The organism is Candidatus Dormiibacterota bacterium (assembly GCA_036495095.1).
Taxonomy (GTDB): Bacteria; Chloroflexota; Dormibacteria; order Aeolococcales; family Aeolococcaceae; genus CF-96.
Genome location: DASXNK010000037.1, coordinates 26,069 through 43,246 on the forward strand (window position 1 = coordinate 26,069; position 17,178 = coordinate 43,246).

Here is a 17,178-nt window from a genome sequence, read left to right on the forward strand (position 1 = left end):
GAGTGCTCGTGGAGCGGCGGTCCAGCCCCTCGGGCCGACGGCGGACGGGATGGGGGGTGCAGGGGAAGGGGGTGTGGATGGGGGTGTCCGGCCGGGGCCTCACTCCGCCTCCTCCTCGCTGCGCTCTGTTCGACAGCAAAACGACTGGTACGGAGTATACACGGAAAAGTGGTGATGTCAACCGGCTTCGCCGAGCTCGCCGCCCGCTCCCACTACTCCTTCCTCGACGGCTCCTCGTCGCCCCGCGAGCTGGTCGCCGCCGCTGCCGCCGCCGGGCTCGGGGCGCTCGGGATCTGCGACCGCAACGGCCTCTACGGCGCGGTCGCCCTCGTCCACGCCGCCCGCGCGGCCGGCATCCACCCCGTGATCGGGGTCGAGCTCGACCTCGCCGGCGGCAGCCGGCTGCGCCTCATCGCCCGCAGCTCGCGGGGCTACCGCCAGCTCTGCCGGGCGGTGAGCGCCGCCCAGCTCGCCGGCGAGAAGGGCCAGCCCCGGCTGCGCATCGCCGGTCTCGCGAACCCCGAGCCCGGGCCCGCCCCCGCTCCCCGGCAGCCGCCGCCCCCGGAGCGCCCGGCGGCGCTGCGCACCACCGCCGGGCCCTTCCCCGAGGGCTGGCCGTCGCTGCCCTCCACCCGCCGTCCCGCCACCGGTCCGCCCGCGGTGCTCGACCCCGCGGAGCTCGACGGCTGCACCGTGCTCGCCGGGGGCCCGGAGTCGGAGATCACCGCCGCCCTGCTCCGCGGCGACCGCCGCGGAGCAGGGCACGCCGCCGACCGGCTGCGCGAGGCCTTCGGTCGCGACCGCGTGGTGCTGCTGCTCACCCACCACCTCCATCCCGCCGACGGCTGGCTGGTGGCGGAGACGGCGGCGCTGGCACGGCGCTGCGGGCTGGCGGCGGTGGTCTCGAACACCCCCGTCCACGCCGCCGCGGCGGACAAGCCGCTGCTCGACCTGCTCACCGCCATCCGCCATCGCACCACCCTCGACCGCGCCGCCGCCCACGGCCTGCTGCTGCCCAACGCCGAGCATCGGGTCAAGTCCGAGGTGGAGATGCGCGCCCTGCTCGGCGAGCATCCCGAGGCCTTCGACCATGCCGCCCATGTCGCCGCGCAGTGCAGCGTCGCGCTCGACTTCAGCGACGTGCGCTTCCCCGGCTTCGCGGTGCCCGAGGGCGAGACCCCACTCTCGGCGCTGCGCCGGCTCTGCGAGGAGGCGCTCCCCGGCCGCTACCGCCCCGTGACCGAGCCGGTGCGGGCGCGGCTGCGGCGTGAGCTCGGGGTGATCGAGACCACCGGGCTCGCCGAGTTCTTCCTCATCACCTGGGACATCATGCGGTTCGCCCGCGAGCGCGGCATCCCCGGACAGGGGCGGGGGAGCGCCGCCGACAGCATCGTCGCCTACCTGCTGGGCATCACCCGGGTCGACCCGGTGGAGCACGACCTGCTCTTCGAGCGCTTCCTCCACGAGGACCACCAGGGCACGCCCGACATCGACATCGACTTCTCCACCGAGCACCGCGAGGAGGTGATCCAGTACGTCTACGACCGCTACGGCGCCGAGCGCACCGGCATGGTCGCCAACATCGTCACCTTCCGGCCGCGGATGGCGGTGCGCCAGGTGGGGGCGGCGCTCGACGTCCCCGAGCCGGTGATCGACCGCCTCGCCAAGTCGGTGGGCGCCTGGCACATGGGCAGCGTCGGCGACGTCGTCGCCGCCGCCGGCCTCGACCCCGGGGAGATCACCGAATCGCTGCCCTGGACGCACTTCCTCGACCTGCTGCAGCGCATCGAGGGGTGCCCCCGGCACCTCGGCATCCACGTCGGCGGCATGCTCGTCACCGGGGCGCCGCTGATCGACGTCGCCCCGGTGGAGCGGGCCACCATGCCCGGGCGGGTGGTGGTGCAGTTCAACAAGGACGACGTCGAGGACCTCGGCCTCATCAAGATGGACCTGCTCGGGCTGCGTACCCTGAGCGCCATCAAGGAGTGTCTCGACCATGTCGAGGCCGTCACCGGCGAGCGCCCCGACCTCGACGCGCTGCCCCTCGACGACCCGCGCGTCTACGACGTGATCTGCGCCGCCGACACCATCGGCCTCTTCCAGATCGAGTCGCGCGCCCAGCAGCAGTCGCTCCACCAGTCCCAGCCGCGGGTGTTCAACGACCTCATCGTGCAGGTGGCGATCATCCGGCCCGGCCCCATCCAGGGCAACGCCGTCAACCCCTACCTGCGCCGCCGCCAGGGACTGGAGCCGGTCACCTACCTGGATCCGTCGTTGGAGCCGATCCTGGCCGAAACCCACGGGGTGGTGCTCTACCAGGAGCAGATCCTGCGGATCGTCATGGAGGTGGCCGGCTACAGCGCCGGCGAGGCCGACCGCTTCCGCCGGGCGATGAACCGCCACCGCTCGCGGGTGGAGATGGCCGAGCTCCACGACGAGTTCATCACCCGCTGCGTGGCCCGGGGTATCCCTGCCGAGGTCACCGGGGAGATCTTCAAGGCGGTGGCGGGATTCGCCGTCTACGGCTTCTGCAAGAGCCACGCCGCCGCCTTCGCGCGCACCGCCTACGAGACCGGCTGGCTGCGCCTCCACCATCCCGCCGCCTGGCTCTGCTCGCTGCTCAACGCCCAGCCGATGGGCTTCTACCACCCCTCGGTGCTGGTCGAGGACGGCAAGCGGCATGGCACCTGCACCCTGCCCGTCGACGTGGGCCGCAGCCGGGCGCGCTGCACCCTGGAGTGGGTCGGGGAGGGCGCCCCGCCGGCCGGCGCGGTGGCCGCCGGGCTGGCGCCGGGATGGCGCGTGGAGGAGGGTGCGGTGCGCCGCGACCCGGCGTCGCGACCGCCCACCGCCGGTGAGCGCGCCGCCGTGGCCAGCCGCCGCCGGCCCCGCAGCGGTGGCGGCGGGCTGTCGGACTGGGCGGTGCGGCTCGGCTTCGCCTACGTCCGCGCCCTCGGTCCCGAGGCGCGGGCCCGCTGCGAGGAGGCCGCGGTGGCCGGCGCCGGCTCGGTGGCGGAGTTCTGGCGGCGCACCGGCCTGCCCCGCCCGGCGATGGAGAACCTGGTCATGGTCGGCGCCTTCGACGGGGTCATGCCCGGCCGGCCGCGGCGTGCCCTGCTCTGGGAGCTGCGCGCCGCCGAGGACGGGGTCTCGCGGCGGCCGCGGTCGGCGGCCGCCCCAGGCCCCGGTCCCATCGCCATCACCGGTCCTCCACGGGGTCGCGGCGCGATCGCCGGGCAGCGACCCGGCGACGCCGTGCGCACCGCGCCGCCCGAGCCGCCGCCGCCGCCGCTGCTGATCGCTCCCGCCACCGCACCGCCGCTGCCGCCGATGGACGAGCGCGAGAGCACCGCCGCGCAGTACCGCATCAGCGAGCTGAGCACCGGCCCGCACCTGGTGGCCCACCTGCGCGAGCCGCTGCGCGCCCTCGGCTGCACCCCGCTCGGCGAGGTCGCCGGGCTCGCCGACGGCACCCGGCTGCGGGTCGGCGGCCTGGTGATCGCCCGCCAGGCGCCGATGACCGCGAAGGGGTTCCGCTTCTTCACCCTGGCCGACGAGGGCGGCCACCTCGACCTCATCCTCCGGCCGCCGGTGGTGCGGCGCACCCGCAGCGTCGCCAACTTCCATCCCCTGCTGCTGGTCGACGGGCGGCTGCAGTCGCAGTCGGGCCGGCTCAACCTGATCGTCGAGCAGGTCCGCGCCCTCGACTCCGAGGGACGGCTCATCGATGGCCGCGTCGCCGCCCTCGGCGGTGGCGCCCACCCCGCCGCACCGCGGTCCCAGCACGGCCACACCCGTCCCGTCGCCGGCTGGGAGGCTCCCCCCGCCCACGACTTCCACTAGCCGGAGGTTCGGGTCGGTCGTCAGGGAAGCGCTGGGCGCCGACCCTGAGCTCTACCGCGCTGGGCGGCCGGCGTGGGGGAGGTAGGAGCGGTCGCCGATCCATGGGGCGGGGGGCACGGCGAGCAGCCGCGCCAGCCGGATCAGCGGCGAGGCGTACACGCTGCGGTGGCGGATGAACTCCTCCCACGGAGCGTCGCCGTCGCGCACCCGGTAGCCCACCGCGCGCAGCCGGCGGCGGGCCTCGTCGTAGTCCTCGCGCTCCAGCCAGGGGAGGCCATCGCCGTGGTCGTTGCGGCGGTAGGCCATGTCCTCGACGAGGTGGCCGCCGACCTTCACCATCAGGTGCGCCGGACCGATCGGGCAGTCCTCGAGGGTGGTGAGCACCAGCACCGCCGCGTCCATCACCGCGCCGAATGAGTTGATCCAGGCCTCGTTGTCGTGGCTGGAGCGGAAGTAGAGGAGCACCGGGTAGGCGAGGTGGCTCTCGAGCACGTCGGCGCTCCACACCCGCCACTCGACGAGGGTCCTCTCCAGCTCCTGGGGCATGCGGTACTGGGCACACGCCTCGAGGATCTGCGCCCCCGATGGCGGGGCGCCGGCGAGGGCATCGAGGCTGACCACCGCGGTCTCGCGTCGCTGGAAGGAGGTGAACAGCGAGAAGAGGAAGCTGATCACCACCGCGATCAGGCCCAGGCCGAAGGCGGCCTCGAGGGCCACCAGGGTGCGGACCACCCCGCCGGTGGGCTCGATGTCGGTGACGCCCAGGGAGAGCAGCGACGCGGTGGAGAAGTAGAGGCTGATGCCGAGGTCCTGGGGCGGCGGCCTGAACTGGTGGGCGAGGCCGTTGAACACGAGCGCGAAGCCCACCACGAGGACGCACATCCGCACCCCCAGGAGCACCAGCACGGCGAGCGGCGCGTACACCGCCAGGACCGCCTCGCGGCGGTTCGACTGGGAGAACCGGGTGCCCAGCCACCGCCACACCGTCCACATCCCGCGCAGCAGGGCGAGGCTCGGACTGAGGCGCCCCACCGACGGCCGGGGGAGGACGACGGCGTCGAAGAGGTCGTAGAGGGTGAGGACGGTGATCAGCGCGCCACCCACCACCTGGATGATGTCGGTCCAGCTCACGGTCGGATGCTCGCACGACGCACCGCTCCTGCACCGGCCGGGACGGCGGGGCGGCATGCTTCCGGCCCGTGAGTGCTGGCGTGGTTCTGCAGCTGGTCCTCGACTCGCTGGCGGCGGCGGCGGTGTACGCCACCCTCGGGCTCGCCGTGTACGCCGCTCACGCGGGGTCGGGGGTGCTCCACCTCGCGGCCGGCGACGTCGCCATGGTGGGGGCGGTGGCCGGCGCCGCGCTCGCCGGCCGGGGGGCGCCGGTGGCGGTGGCGGTGCTCCTCGCGCTCGTCCTCGGCGCCCTCGCCAGCGCGGCCCTGGAACGCGGGGTGGTGGCGCGCATCCCGGGCCGGCCGCTGCTCGCCGCCGCCGGGCTGGTGGCGGCCGGGGCGCTGCTGCGCCAGGGGATGGCCGCGCTCTTCCCCCGCGCCGCCTACCCCTTCCCGGCGCCGTCGCAGGTGTGGCGGCTGGGGGACGGGGTGCTGCGCGCCTCCGACCTGACCGCCATCGCGGTGGTCGCAATCGTCGCCGCCGGGGCCGCCGCGGTGATCCGGCGCACCCGGTTCGGGGCCGCGCTGCGGGTGACCGCCGCCGCGCCGGCGGCCGCCGAGGACCTCGGCGTCGACACCTCCCGGCTGCGCCTCGCCGCCTTCGCCGCCGCCGGCGCGCTCGCCGCCCTGGGGGCGGTGGTGGCGTCGGCGCGGGTCGCCCCCGCCCCCGCGGCAGGGGTGCCGCTGGCGCTGCGGGCGGTGGCGGCGGCCGCCGCCGGGGGCCTGTCGTCGCCGCTCTCGGTGGGCGCCGGGGCGCTGCTCATCGGCGGCGTCGAGGTGGTCGCCGGCTACGCCCTCGGCGGCGCCGGCGAGCCGGTCACCGACGCGGTCGCGGTGCTGGTGGTGGCGCTGCGGTGGCGCCGGTGAGGGGACGCCGAGCCGCCGCGCTCACCGTCGCCGCCGCCGCCGCCGCGGCGCCGCTGCCGGCGCTGGTCTCGGTGCCGGTGCTCGCCGACGTCACCGCCGCCGTCGCCATGGCCGGCGCCGCGGCCGGCGCCGCGATCGCGCTGGCGGCGGGGCGCCCCCCGCTGCTCCTCGCCGCGGCGGCCGCGGGTGCGGGGTACGTCTCCGGGCTGATCGCCATCCACGGCGGGGCGGTGCCGCTCGCCGTGCTCGCCGCCACCGCCGCGGGCGCGCTCGCCGCCGCCCTGCTCGGGCTCGCCGGCACCCGGCTCGACGCCGCCGGCTTCCTCGTCCTCGGGCTGCTCGCCGCCGCCGGCGGGGCGGCGGCGGTGGGGGCGGCGCCGGGGCTGAGCGCGGGCGCCCTCGGCCCGCTGCCGCCGCTGTCGCTCCCCCTCCCCGGCGACCGGCTCGCCGTGCTCGGGCCGGCCGGTGGCTACCACCTCGTCCTCGGGGTCGCGGCGCTCAGCGTGGTCGCGGCCGCGGTGCTGCTCGGCCGCGGACCGGGACCGCGCTGGCGGGCGGTGGGCAGCGACCCCGAGCGCGCTGCCGCGGCGTCGCTGCGCCCGGCGGTGGCGCAGGCGTCGGCGCTCGCCGTCGCCGGCGGGCTCGCCGCCCTGGGCGGCGCCCTCGCCGCCCACGCCACCGGGGCGGCCGGGCCCGCCGGCCTCGGCGTCGACGCCGCCGCGCTGCCGCTCCTCGCCGCCCTGCTGGCGGGGCGCTGGGGGCCGGCGGCGGCGGCACTCGCCGCGGTCGGCGCCGGCGTGCTCGGCGGAGCCCTGCTCCCCGCCGCCGGCTGGTCGGGTCCGCCGGAGGGGAGGGCGCTGGGTACCGGCCTGCTCGCCCTCGCCCTGCTGGTCACCCTGCCGCGCCGAAGCCGCCGCGCCCGGCAGGCCCTGCCACCACCCCCGGCCGCCGCCGCGCTCGCCGCCGCCGCGCCCTGGCCGGTCACGGCGCCGGCCGGGGGGCCGCGCGCGCTGGTGGTGCGCGGGCTGCGGGTCACCGCTGCCGGGGGCGGGCCGGTGCTGCTGCCGTCCCTCGACCTCGAGGTCGCCGCCGGCGAGGTGCTGGGGCTGGTCGGGGCCAACGGCGCCGGCAAGAGCAGCACCCTCCGCGCCATCGAGGCCGCGGCCCGGCGGGGCGCGCCCGAGGTGCGGGTGGAGCCCGCCGCCGGGTCGGGACCGGGTCGGGTGGTGCGGCTTCCCCAGGAGGGCGGCGGCTGGCCGGCCTGCACCGTGACCGAGACCCTGACGCTCGCCGCCGCCGCCGGCGGCGGTGGCGGCGACCCCGGCGCCTGGCGCCGCCGCCTCGGGCTCGACGGCTGGGGCGACCGCCCCTGCGCGGAGCTGCCCGCGAGCGCGCGGCGGCTCGTCGAGCTCGCCCGGGTGCTGCTCCTCCGCCCCGCGGTGCTGCTCTGCGACGAGCCCCTCGCCGGCCTCGGCGCTGACCGCGAGGTGGTGATCGCCTGCCTGCGGGCCGCCGCCGCCGCCGGGGTGGCGGTCGTCCTCGCCGACCACGACCAGGCCGCCGTCGCCGCCCTCGCCGGCCGCCGGGTCCGCCTCTCCGGCGGTGTCGCCGCGACCATCCCGGTGACCCCGTGAACGCGCCCGGCGGACTCGAGGTGGTGGGCCTGCGCGCCGTCCGCGACGGGGTGCTGCTGCTCGAGGTGCCCGGCCTGCGGATCGGCGCCGGCGACTGCGCGGTGCTGGTCGCCCCCGGCGGCGCCGGCAAGACCGTGCTCGCCGCGGCGCTCGCCGGTCAGCTGCCCTCGGCGGGCGAGGTGCGCGCCGGCGGCCGAGTCTGCGCCGGCAGCCCCTCGCGGCGCCGCCGCGCCGGGCTCGCCGCGGTGGTGCAGGGACGTCCGCGGCTGGCCGGCTGCAGCGTCGCCGAGGCGCTGGGTCTCGCCGCCACCGGAGCCCGCACCGCCGCCGCCGCCCTCGACGCGCAGCCCGCCCTCGCCGCCCGCGCCGCGCTGCCGGTGGCTCGACTCTCCGGGGGCGAGCACCAGCTGCTCCGCGTCGCCTGCGCCTGGCTGGCCGTCCCCGCCGTGCTCGTGCTCGACGCTCCCACCGACGGTCTCGCCGCCGAGCTCGCCGAGGCGGTGCGCGCCCTCGCCCGCGCCGAGGCGGCCCGCGGCGCCGCGGTGCTCTGGCTCGACCAGCCCGGCGCCGAGCTCCCCGCGCCGCCCTCCCTGGAGATCGCCGCAGGACGGGTCAGGGAGCGGCCGGCCCCGGGAACGGCGTCGTCCCTCCCGGCAGACCGCTGAGGTCGCCGCCGAGGTCGTTGTCGAGCACGGTGTAGGTGGTGGCCGCCGGCGTCCAGGTGAGCTCGGCGTGGTGGTCGCGCTCGGTGAAGTACACCTCGATCCGCGCCGACTCCAGCCCGGAGTAGCCGAGCCCACGGAGCTGGTCGAGGAGGCCGGCGCAGTACGCCTGCTGCCCGGCGTGGCCGCCGGCGAGCAGCGCCCGGATCGCGGACGGGATCTCGGTCGCGATGACCATCGTCGCCTGGCGCGCCTCCGCCCGGGCCGCGGCGACGGCGGCGGGACCGGGATGGTCGACCAGTCCCGCGGCCGCCGGCTCGGTGGAGACGGCCACCTCCCAGTACTCGCCGCGGGCGATCAGCTGGCGCTCGAGGCGGAAGCCGTCGGCGGCGGCGACCGGGTTGTTGCCGTAGCGGTGGTTGTAGCCGAAGGGCGGCAGGGTGGCCGCCGCCGAGGGGCTGGGCGCCGGCGTGACCCGCACGATGCTCGCCTCCTGGCAGCCCGCGAGCAGGCCGGCGGCCGCGGCGCCCAGCAGCGCCCGCCGCCCTCTAATGGAAGTCGGCGAGGAGCTCGTCCGGCGCCGGCAGCGTCGCCGAGAGCGGCTCGTCCCTGACCGGCGCGAAGGTCATGTCGTGGATGGCGGCGATGTAGAGGTCGTCGTCGGCGACGCCCTCGTGGTTGTCGGGGTTGAAGCCGCGGTGGTCGCCGTTGCCGCTGGTCACAGCGGCGGCGGTCATGGCGGCGAGCAGCCCCGGTCCGGGCCGCGCCGACCCGCTCCTCTCGATCGCCGCGGCGAGCACCCGCACCGCGTCGTACGCGAAGAGCGCGCCGTCGGCGGGCTGGCGCAGCTCCCGGCCCCGGCCGTCCCGGACGCCGGCGTCGATGGGCCCGCCCTCGGCGGCGGCGAGGCGGTGCTCGAACTGCCCGAAGGAGACGCTGTCGCTCTCGCTGGTCATCCGCGAGGCGACGAAGGCGAGGCCCTCGGTGGCGGACCCGGCGACCCTGCGCACCGACGGGTTCTCGCCGGCGGGCCCGCTGAAGACGGGGAGCGAGGCGCCGGCGGCGTGGAGCGCCTGCAGGGCCCGTGCGGTCACCGCCGGGGAGGCCCAGATCGCCACCGCGGCGGGATGGCCGTCGAGCAGGCCGCGGATCTCGGCGTCCACGGTGGGCAGCGCCGCCGCCACCTCGCGGCTGGCGGTCACCCGCACCTGGGCGGTGGCCAGCGCCTCCTCGAGGCGGCGGGCGCCGTCGCGGCCATCCTCGCCGTCGTCGTGGACGATGGCCACGCTCGCCGCCCTCCGGGCGACGTACCCGCCGAGCACGGTGGCCGCGGCGTCGTTGGCGATGCCCAGGCGGAAGAGGCTGGGACGGCCCTTCATCAGCTCGGAGGCGCCCTCGGCGATGACGATCTCCGGCACTCCGGCGGCCCGGCCGGCGGCGGCGCTGAGGGGCGCGCCGGCGCCGTCCTCGACCACCCCGACCGCGCCCGCGGCGATCGCGGAGCGGGTGTTCGCGGCCGCCCGCTGGGGGTCGGAGGCGCCGTCGTAGATGCGCAGCCGCAGCGGGTGCGCGCCTCCCCCGACGTGAACGCCGCCGCCGCGGTTCAGCTCCTTCATCGCCAGGTCGGCGCCCTGGCGCATGTACTCGGCGGTGGCGGCGTCGGAGGACGACGGCAGGTTCAGCGCCACCAGCAGCGAGGCCGGCGGTACGGCCCCACCGCCGCCGCATCCGGCGAGCCCTCCGAGGCCGAGGAGCAGGGCCGAGACCGCGGCCGGGAAACGGAGGTTCATCGGGGGGTGGCCTTCCTGAGGATGCGGCAGCTCACTGACAGAACTGGACAACGCCAATCATACGAGCGGCATACTGGGCGCTCGGGGCGGCACCGCCGGCCACCATGGGGGAGTTCTTCGGTTGATCGCCGTGCTCTTCGGACCGCCCGGCAGCGGCAAGGGAACCCAGGCGGCCTTCATCACCCGCGACTTCGACATGGCCCACGTGTCCACCGGCGACATGCTGCGTGCCGAGGCGGCCACCGGGAGCCCGCTGGGCCGCGAGGTCGCTCCGCTGATGGCGGCGGGCAAGCTGGTCCCCGACGATCTGATCGTCCGGGTGATCGCCGAGCGGCTGGGGCACGACGACGTCCGCAAGGGTGTGATCCTCGACGGCTTCCCCCGGACGGTCGCCCAGGCCCGGGCGCTCGACACCATGCTCAAGAGCAAGGGAAGGGACGTGGGGCTGATCCTGTCCCTCGACGTCCCCGTCGACGACCTGGTCGAGCGCCTGCTCGGCCGCGCCCGGGAGCAGGGCCGCGTCGACGACACCGCCGAGGTGATCCGCGAGCGCATGCACGAGTACCAGCGGAAGACCGCGCCGGTGCTGGACCACTACCGGAGGAGCGGTGCCCGGGTGGCCACCGTCGACGGCGTCGGCAGCATCGACGAGGTGCGAGGGCGGGTGAGCGAGGAGGTCGCCGGCGCGCTCGGCCGGGCCGGCGACCGCGAGGCGATGCGGAGGGTGGCCGATGGCGCATGAGGTGCGTGGCGTGGTCGCCCGGTCGAAGGGCGCGCCGGTGACGGTGGAGACCATCCTGGTGCCCGACCCGGGCCCCGGGGAGGTGCTGGTGCGGCCGCAGGCCTGCGGCGTCTGCCACACCGACCTGCACTACCGCGAGGGCGCCATCGAGGACGCCTTCCCCTTCCTCCTCGGCCACGAGGCCGCGGGGACGGTGGAGGCGGTGGGCGAGGGGGTCACCGGGGTGGCTCCCGGCGACTACGTGATCGTCGCCTGGCGCTCGCCCTGCGGCAGCTGCCGGTCCTGCCGGCGCGGCCGTCCCTGGTACTGCTTCTCCAGCCGCAACGCCGCCCAGCCGGTGACCCTCACCGACGGCACCCCGCTGAAGGCGGCGATCGGCATCGGCGCCTTCGCCGAGCTCTGCCTGGTCGACGCCGGGCAGGCGGTGAAGGTCGACCCGAGGGCGCGTCCCGAGGCCGCCGGCCTGGTGGGCTGCGGGATCATGGCCGGCTTCGGCGCCGCGGTGAACACCGGCGGGGTGACCCGGGGCGACACCGTGGCCGTCTTCGGCTGCGGGGGCGTGGGTGACGCCGCGATCGCCGCCTCACGGCTCGCCGGGGCGCGGCGGATCGTCGCCGTCGACGTCGACGACCGCAAGCTCGGGTGGGCCCGCGACTTCGGCGCCACCGACACCGTCAACGCCCGCACCCAGGACCCGGTGGAGGCGATCCGCGCCCTCACCGAGGGTCACGGCGTCGACGTCGCCATCGACGCGGTGGGCTCGCCCCAGACCTTCACGCAGGCCTTCTACAGCCGCGACCACGCCGGCACCGTGGTGATGGTGGGCGTGCCCGACCCGGCGATGCGCCTCGAGCTGCCGCTGATCGAGGTGTTCGGCCGCGGCGGTGCGGTGAAGTCGTCCTGGTACGGCGACTGCCTGCCCAGCCGCGACTTCCCCATCCTCACCGACCTCTACCTGCGCGGGCAGCTCGACCTCGACCGCTTCGTGACCGAGACGATCCCGCTCGAGGGGGTGGAGGACGCCTTCGCCAAGATGGGACGGGGCGAGGTGCTCCGCTCCGTGGTGGTGCTGTAGGGGGGCTGGGGAGCCCTCTCAGCCGCCGGTGGTCCCGGCCAGCCCGGCGGGGGTGCGCTCCCAGCGCAGCCGCCGCCGGGCGCGCTCCCAGGTGGGGTGGTGCTCGACCCCCGGGAGCAGGTGGAACACGTTCTCGCGGCCGCCGACCACCAGGCAGTGCTTGCCCAGCGCATAGGCCATGCCGAACTCGACGTGGCGGCCGCCGCGGGTGCCCGCGGTCGACCCCGGCGGCTCGGTGAACAGGATCAACACGTCGGCGGCGCGCAGGTCGGCCCAGTCGTCGACGGCGAAGCGGGCCGCCTCCGGGGGGGTCTCGCGGCGCTCCTCGAGGGCGGTCGCGGCGGCGAGGGTGGCGGCGTCCCACTGCTGGTCGCCGAGCAGCCAGCGGCTGGTGACGGTGTGCCCGTCGGCGGTGAGCTCGCCGGCGCGGGCCAGCAGCTCCTCACGCCGGCCGTAGCGAGCGGCCAGATAGACGCGGCTCATCGCGACCTCCGTTGTCACCGTGCGGCTGCCGCCCGGCAGCGCACGAACAAGTGTACGAGAGTCCCGATGGCTCCCGCGGCCGCGATCGCGGTGGATTCAGCCGGCGCCGAACCGTGGCGGGCCCCCCGGCGACCGCCTACAATCCGCGGCTTCACCGCACGAGGAGGGAACGCAGGGTGCTCTGGGGGAGACCGTTCGCCGTCGCCGCCGCGCTTCTTCTCGCCGCCGCCGCCGGCTGCGGCAGCCCTCCCTCCGGGGGCGCGGCCACCCAGCGGGCCTCGGCGCAGCTGATCAACGTTCCCGACGGCACCGCGGACGTGGAGTACGACCCGGGGGCGCGAACCCTCACCCTCGCCGTCCACGTCACCGGCGTGATGGCCGGCGAGGAGCTCGCGGCGCGGATCCGCCGGGGCGGCTGCGGCGGGCCCGCCGGCGACGTCCTCGACACCCTCGGCCCCACCGCCGCCGACGCCCACGGGGTGGTCGACGCGATCGCTCGGGTGCCGGGGGTCGAGGCGGTGCCCACCACCGCGGCGCTGGAGTTCATCCCCCTGGAGGCGGCCACCGGGGCGGCCTCGGCCCCGCTCTTCTGCGGCGACCTGTCCGGGCAGACCGGGATGGTCCGCCTCGTCCCCGGCGCCACCCCCCAGGCCGGCCCCGCCGGCACCGCCGCGCTCGCCGTCGACATCGCGGCGCACACCCTCAACGTCCGGCTGGTGGTCCAGGGCCTGGTGCCCGGCTCCTGGCACCCCGCCAACATCCACGACGGCAGCTGCGCGGCGCAGGGGCCGATGGTCCTCACCCTGCCCAGCGTCCAGGCCGACGCCAGGGGCCGCGCCGTGCTCCACGCCACCCTGAGCGGCGTGGACCGGCTCGGCCGCTGGTACGTGAACATCCACCGCGGCCCGGACATGACCGGGGACGGCGCCGCCCCGCTCAGCTGTGGCGACGTCACCCGCGGCTGACCCAGGCCGCGGTGCCGCCAGGATGGGCGCCGGCGGTGACTGCGGCGATCCTCAGCCGCGGCCGGCTACGGGTGCAGGTGCAGGAGCGACAGGACCACGAGGAGGGCGGCGGCGAACATGATCAGGGCGAGGCAGAGCCTCAGGGCGGGGGCGCGGTCGTCACCCTCGGCGAGGGCGAGGCGGGTCGAGGAGACGGGCTCGCCGGCGCGGGGGCCGAAGGGGACGAGGAGGCTGGCCGGTCCCAGCGCCACCGCCGGGACGGTGGCGACCATCCGGCGCGCGGGTCGCGGAGGGCGGGCGAGGGCGAGCACCCGGTGGCAGTCGGCGCAGACCAGGTTGCCGGCGCGATTCCACGGACAGCCGCAGCCACGGCAGGTTCGAAACCTCACCCGGCCAGCGTACGCCCCGCCCGGTTGCGGGTCGGCGGACGGGGTCCTCACAGTGCGGTGACGGCCGCCCGCGCGGCCGGGGCCCCGGGCCCGTACCATCCCCCGGACATGACAGCGCCCGCCGCGATCACCCAGCTCGTCCCCGACCGGCTGGCGGCCGTGGCCGACCGCCGCCGCATCGGCGTCATCCCCGTCCGCGGGGTGATCGGCGGGGCGGTCCGCACCCAGGAGATGCAGCGCCTGCTGCACAAGGCGGCCGACAGCGAGCGCATCCGCAGCGTGCTCCTCGACATCGACTCGCCGGGGGGCGGGGCGATCGCCTCCGAGCAACTCTACGTCTCGGTGCGCCGCCTCGCCGAGCGCAAGCCGGTGGTGGCGTGGTTCCGCGGCACCGGCGCCTCCGGTGCCTACTTCCTCGCCTGCGGCGCCACCCGCATCCTCTCCTTCCCGGGCGCTGTGGTCGGCTCCATCGGGGTGATCAACGCCCGCCCCATCCTCGTCGACACCCTCAAGCGCATCGGCGCCCAGATGCTGATCACCAAGACCGGGCCGTTCAAGGACCTGGGGGCGCCCTGGCGCCAGCCCACCGACGAGGACCGGGCCAAGGAGCAGGAGCTGGTCGACGCCATCTTCCGCCGCTTCACCGCGGCGGTGAGCACCGCCCGCCAGCTCGACGGCGAGCGGCTGGCGCGGGTCACCACCGGCGAGGTGTGGCTCGGCGAGCAGGCCCTCGACCTCGGCCTCGTCGACGCCACCGCCGACGAGGAGGAGGCGCTGGACGAGGCGCAGCGGCTCGGCGGTCTGCCCCACCGGAGGACGCAGCGCCTGGAGCGGCGCCGCCCGGTGCTCCAGAGGCTGGGCGTGCCCGGCGCGGGGATGGGGCCGCCGAGCCTGCGGTGGATCACCGAGCTCGAGGGCTGGCTCGCCTCTCCACGGCTGTAGGAGGCGTCGTCCCTACCGGCGGCGGAGCACCAGCACCGTGGCCGCCGACACCAGCACCACCGCGACCACCACGGCGGCGACGATCAGCCCAGCTCCACCGCTGCTGGTCGCGGCCGGGGCGCCGGCCGGCGCCACCAGGGCCACGTCGCCGAGGGTGGTGAGGTTGGCGGCGTAGCTGTCCGGTGAGCTGCTGCCGAGCGGGGTGGTGTCGGCGCGGTTCCAGGCGGTGCCGTCCCAGACCTCGAGGGTGGGGTTGGCCACGCCCGAGGGGCCCCGGAGCACCACCGTGACCTGCTGGCCGGCCTTGAGCGGCAGCGGGGCGCCCCCGGGGACGCCGGTGACCGCGAAGCGGTAGACGTTGCCGGCGATGACGCCTCCGGTGGGGGCGACCGCCGGGGGGTCGACCGGGGCGATGGTGACCCGCACCCCGGTGGCGCCGGGAGGCACGGCGAACGCCCCCTGGGCGGCGAGCAGCTGCGCCTGCGCGGGCTGTTCCTCGGTGGTGTCGGCCATCGCCGGGCTCTGCCCCGCCTCGAGCTTGAGGGTGGCGTCGATGGTCCCCGGCGCCTTGGTGTTGGTGAGTCCCGCCGGCGGGTGGAGGTAGCGGTAGGGCTCGGCGACGATCGGACCGCCGTCGTAGAGGGGCGGCGCCGAGCGCGGGCCCACGCTCCACGCCAGGGCGAGCAGGGTCGCGCCGGCGGCCAGGGTCGCGGCCGCCCGCCGTCGCCCGGTCATCGCAGCCACCAGGCGACCATGTCGGCGAGGGCGTGGGCGGTGGCGGGGGCGGCGATCCCCCCGGTGGCCAGCCGCAGGCCGCCGAGCCAGACCCCGACGGCGAGGTCGAGGGGCACCGCCTGCCAGCCGTACAGGGGGACGTGGAGGAGCGCGAAGGCGACGGCGGCGACGGCGACGGCGGCGAGCTCGCCCGCCCAGGGCGCGACCGCGTCGATGAGCACGCCGCGGAGCAGCGCCTCCTCGGCGACGGAGATGAGCACGGTGACCGCAGCCCAGGTGGGGAGCATGCCGATCGGCGCCGGTCCCAGCACCAGGGTGCGGCCGGCGACGTGGAGCAGCACCGGGGCCGCGCAGAGCACCGCCGCCCCGGCCACGCCGGCGGCGAGGGCACGGGGACGGGGCCACGCCGGCCGCCATCCCGCCGCCGCGGCGGTGGCCAGCAGCAGCACCGCGAAGAGCGCCCCGGCCTGGGTGGTTCCCAGCCCCGCGGCGACGCGGAGGGTCATGGCCGCGGCCAGGCCGCCGAGCAGCAGGAGGCTGCGGGCGGGCCCCTCGGGGAGCGAGCGGGCGCTGATCACTGCGCCGGCGGCACCAGCTCGGCCCGGCCGGTGGCGTACACCGCCGGCCAGACCACGACGCTGTGGCGCACCGCCTGCCACTGCCAGATCACCGCGGCGGCGCGGAGGTTCTGGCCGAGCCGGTCGGAATCGGTGGAGAAGCGCAGCCCCGCCCCGTTGGGCAGCGAGCCCTCGGGCAGGTCGGAGGCGCGCGCCGCGGCGGCGATGTGGGCGGCGTCGAGCCCGCCGCTCCGCGCCGCCCGCGGGAGGACGTCGTGGAAGAGCGCCCAGGCGGCGGTGAACCCGCTCAGCCCCTCCTCGGTGGGCGCCCCGCCGAGCCGCTTCGTCCACGCCGCGGCCAGGCGGGCGTACAGCGCCCGCCCCTCCGGCCGGAGCGTCGCCGGGTCGAAGCCGCCGCCGGGGCGGTCGGAGGCGAACACGCCGACCGCGGCGGGGCCGAGCAGCTCGCCGAAGTCGGGAAGGCACTGGGCCATGGTCGAGCCGATGAAGGCGGCGACCCGGACATCCGCGGCCAGCATCGCCTTGCGGAAGGCGACCCCGTCGGGGATGTGGGAGGCGAGGATGAGGATGTCGGGGTGGGCGGCCCTGAGCGCGGCGATCACCGGCTCGAAGTGCGGCGCCCCGGGGAAGTAGGTGCCGGTGCTGACCACCTGCATCCCCGCCGCCCGCACCGTGGCGGCGGCGGCGTCGGCGACCGAGTGGGCGTAGTCGTCGTCGGCGACCACCAGCGAGACCCGGAGCGACCCGGCGGGCCGGCCGATCATCGGCGCCAGCTGGGTGGCCGCGAAGCGCCCGGAGTTGTCGCCGAGGTTGGAGCCGGTGGCGCCGACCCGGAAGACCCGGTCGAGCCCGCGACCGGTGAGCCGGTCGGCCACCGCGCCCGCCTCCCAGTACACCATCCCCGCGCTCGAGGTGGCGTAGCTCACCGGCATCGAGAGGTCGGAGCTGTAGGCGCCCAGCACCACCGGCACGCCGTCGCGGCGCAGCTCCTCGGCCCGCTCCGGGCCGACGTCGCGGCCGGGCAGGTCGCGGAGGTCGAGCTGGATCTGCCGCCCGGCGACGCCGCCGTCGGCGTTGACCAGGTCTCGGGCGATCTCGACGCCGGTGAGCTCCTCGCGCGCGTATCCACCCGACTGCGGACCGGTCATCGGGAAGACGGCGCCGATGCGCAGCGGGTCGGCGCCGCTCCCGCAGGCGCCGAGCAGCAGCGGCAGCAGCACCACGGCCACGGTGGCGGCGGCGGCGGATCGCAGACGTGCGCGCATCGGCGGAGACCTCCTGGAGTGGGGGAGAGGCGGCGGGGA

At 77.0% G+C, this 17,178-nt stretch carries 16 protein-coding genes; 8 read left to right on the forward strand and 8 right to left on the reverse strand.

Going from position 1 to position 17,178, the window contains the following annotated elements; translation table 11 throughout:
* The first annotated feature begins 174 nt into the window (after positions 1-174).
* Complete coding sequence (gene dnaE / locus VGL20_04180; protein ID HEY2702867.1) at positions 175-3,843, forward strand: DNA polymerase III subunit alpha; 3,669 nt, start codon at positions 175-177, stop codon at positions 3,841-3,843.
* Positions 3,844-3,894: 51 nt separating this feature from the next.
* Here dnaE and VGL20_04185 read toward each other — a convergent pair whose 3' ends face one another.
* Positions 3,895-4,974 (reverse strand): ion channel, encoded by a 1,080-nt coding sequence (locus VGL20_04185; protein ID HEY2702868.1) that lies wholly within the window; start codon positions 4,972-4,974, stop codon positions 3,895-3,897.
* An 80-nt stretch (positions 4,975-5,054) separates the two neighbouring features.
* Here VGL20_04185 and VGL20_04190 point away from each other — a divergent pair, with 80 nt between their 5' ends.
* The 3 genes from VGL20_04190 to VGL20_04200 are packed head-to-tail and all read left to right on the forward strand — an operon-like array spanning position 5,055 to position 8,178.
* Positions 5,055-5,879, forward strand: a complete 825-nt coding sequence (locus tag VGL20_04190; protein ID HEY2702869.1) for a hypothetical protein — start codon at positions 5,055-5,057, stop codon at positions 5,877-5,879.
* Positions 5,867-7,513: an ATP-binding cassette domain-containing protein gene (locus VGL20_04195; protein HEY2702870.1), complete on the forward strand. Its 1,647-nt coding sequence runs from the start codon at positions 5,867-5,869 to the stop codon at positions 7,511-7,513. Before VGL20_04190 ends, VGL20_04195 begins: the two co-directional genes overlap by 13 nt.
* A complete protein-coding gene (locus VGL20_04200) occupies positions 7,510-8,178 on the forward strand; it encodes an ATP-binding cassette domain-containing protein (GenBank protein ID HEY2702871.1) in 669 nt (222 codons plus the stop codon). Before VGL20_04195 ends, VGL20_04200 begins: the two co-directional genes overlap by 4 nt.
* On the opposite strand, the gene VGL20_04205 is transcribed toward VGL20_04200, so the two are convergent.
* Both VGL20_04205 and VGL20_04210 read right to left on the reverse strand, forming a co-directional pair.
* Positions 8,126-8,656 carry a hypothetical protein gene (locus tag VGL20_04205; GenBank protein HEY2702872.1) on the reverse strand — a complete coding sequence of 177 codons (531 nt, stop codon included), beginning with the start codon at positions 8,654-8,656 and terminating at the stop codon, positions 8,126-8,128. The genes VGL20_04200 and VGL20_04205 overlap by 53 nt on opposite strands.
* Before the next feature lie 67 nt (positions 8,657-8,723).
* Positions 8,724-9,965, reverse strand: a complete 1,242-nt coding sequence (locus tag VGL20_04210) for an ABC transporter substrate-binding protein (GenBank protein HEY2702873.1) — start codon at positions 9,963-9,965, stop codon at positions 8,724-8,726.
* Positions 9,966-10,086: 121 nt separating this feature from the next.
* On the opposite strand from VGL20_04210, the gene VGL20_04215 reads away from it, so the two are divergent.
* Together VGL20_04215 and VGL20_04220 are read left to right on the forward strand one after the other, a co-directional pair.
* Positions 10,087-10,707, forward strand: coding sequence for an adenylate kinase (locus VGL20_04215; protein ID HEY2702874.1), 621 nt, complete (start codon positions 10,087-10,089; stop codon positions 10,705-10,707).
* The gene (locus tag VGL20_04220; GenBank protein ID HEY2702875.1) at positions 10,697-11,782 is read left to right on the forward strand and encodes an S-(hydroxymethyl)mycothiol dehydrogenase; all 1,086 of its coding nucleotides are present in this window, start codon (positions 10,697-10,699) and stop codon (positions 11,780-11,782) included. Before VGL20_04215 ends, VGL20_04220 begins: the two co-directional genes overlap by 11 nt.
* A gap of 18 nt (positions 11,783-11,800) precedes the next feature.
* On the opposite strand, the gene VGL20_04225 is transcribed toward VGL20_04220, so the two are convergent.
* A complete protein-coding gene (locus VGL20_04225) occupies positions 11,801-12,265 on the reverse strand; it encodes a hypothetical protein (GenBank protein ID HEY2702876.1) in 465 nt (154 codons plus the stop codon).
* Positions 12,266-12,441: 176 nt separating this feature from the next.
* Here VGL20_04225 and VGL20_04230 point away from each other — a divergent pair, with 176 nt between their 5' ends.
* Positions 12,442-13,230: a CHRD domain-containing protein gene (locus tag VGL20_04230; protein ID HEY2702877.1), complete on the forward strand. Its 789-nt coding sequence runs from the start codon at positions 12,442-12,444 to the stop codon at positions 13,228-13,230.
* Positions 13,231-13,295: 65 nt separating this feature from the next.
* Here the strand turns inward: VGL20_04230 and VGL20_04235 are convergent, their stop codons facing one another.
* Positions 13,296-13,619 (reverse strand): hypothetical protein, encoded by a 324-nt coding sequence (locus VGL20_04235; protein ID HEY2702878.1) that lies wholly within the window; start codon positions 13,617-13,619, stop codon positions 13,296-13,298.
* A 108-nt stretch (positions 13,620-13,727) separates the two neighbouring features.
* On the opposite strand from VGL20_04235, the gene sppA reads away from it, so the two are divergent.
* On the forward strand, positions 13,728-14,561 hold the full coding sequence (gene sppA / locus VGL20_04240; protein HEY2702879.1) for a signal peptide peptidase SppA: 834 nt from the start codon (positions 13,728-13,730) through the stop codon (positions 14,559-14,561).
* 12 nt (positions 14,562-14,573) lie between these two features.
* Here the strand turns inward: sppA and VGL20_04245 are convergent, their stop codons facing one another.
* Genes VGL20_04245 through VGL20_04255 form a run of 3 tightly spaced genes read right to left on the reverse strand, consistent with a single transcriptional unit; the run spans position 14,574 to position 17,139 of the window.
* Positions 14,574-15,305: a hypothetical protein gene (locus tag VGL20_04245; GenBank protein ID HEY2702880.1), complete on the reverse strand. Its 732-nt coding sequence runs from the start codon at positions 15,303-15,305 to the stop codon at positions 14,574-14,576.
* The gene (locus tag VGL20_04250) at positions 15,293-15,874 is read right to left on the reverse strand and encodes a CPBP family glutamic-type intramembrane protease (protein HEY2702881.1); all 582 of its coding nucleotides are present in this window, start codon (positions 15,872-15,874) and stop codon (positions 15,293-15,295) included. The genes VGL20_04245 and VGL20_04250 overlap by 13 nt, the downstream gene beginning before the upstream one ends.
* Positions 15,871-17,139 carry an ABC transporter substrate-binding protein gene (locus VGL20_04255; protein ID HEY2702882.1) on the reverse strand — a complete coding sequence of 423 codons (1,269 nt, stop codon included), beginning with the start codon at positions 17,137-17,139 and terminating at the stop codon, positions 15,871-15,873. Before VGL20_04255 ends, VGL20_04250 begins: the two co-directional genes overlap by 4 nt.
* Positions 17,140-17,178 lie beyond the last annotated feature (39 nt).